This window comes from Streptomyces canarius (genome assembly GCF_014650735.1).
In the GTDB taxonomy this organism is placed as follows: Bacteria; Actinomycetota; Actinomycetes; order Streptomycetales; family Streptomycetaceae; genus Streptomyces; species Streptomyces olivaceoviridis.
The window spans coordinates 1-783 of record NZ_BMVN01000219.1 but is presented as its reverse complement, the minus strand read 5'-3'; the positions used below and the strand labels follow the sequence as shown (position 1 = coordinate 783).

At 42.9% G+C, this 783-nt stretch carries 1 protein-coding gene; it reads left to right on the top strand.

Annotation, left to right across the window (positions count from 1 at the left end; genetic code table 11):
• On the top strand, nucleotides 1-699 hold a 699-nt coding region (locus IE294_RS50475; RefSeq protein ID WP_506005397.1), incomplete at its 5' end, for an ATP synthase beta subunit C-terminal domain-containing protein.
• Nucleotides 700-783: the final 84 nt, after the last annotated feature.

The window sequence follows — 783 nt, the reverse complement described above, 5'->3', positions numbered from 1 at the left end:
GGCGTACTTCTATTTATAGACAATATCTTCCGTTTTGTCCAAGCGGGATCCGATGTATCTGCCTTATTGGGTAGAATGCCTTCCGCTGTGGGTGATAAACCCACCCTTAGTACCGAAATGGGTACTTTACAAGAAAGAATTACTTCTACCAAGGAGGGATCCATAACTTCTATTCAAGCAGTTTATGTACCTGCGGATGATTTGACCGACCCTGCCCCTGCCACAACATTTGCGCATTTAGATGCTACTACCGTACTATCAAGAGGATTAGCTGCCAAAGGTATTTATCCAGCGGTAGATCCTTTAGACTCAACGTCCACTATGCTCCAACCTCGAATCGTTGGTGAGGAACATTATGAAACTGCGCAAAGGGTTAAGCAAACCTTACAGCGTTACAAAGAACTTCAGGACATTATAGCTATCCTTGGGTTGGACGAATTGTCCGAAGAGGATCGCTTAACCGTAGCAAGAGCGCGAAAAATTGAGCGTTTCTTATCACAACCCTTTTTCGTAGCGGAAGTATTTACCGGTTCCCCGGGGAAATATGTTGGTCTAGCAGAAACAATTAGAGGATTTAAATTGATCCTTTCCGGAGAATTAGACGGTCTTCCTGAACAGGCCTTTTATTTGGTAGGTAACATCGACGAAGCTACTGCGAAGGCTACGAACTTAGAAATGGAGAGCAAATTGAAGAAATGACCTTAAATCTTTGCGTACTTACCCCTAATCGAATTGTTTGGGATTCAGAAGTGAAAGAAATCATTTTATCTACTAATAGCGGAC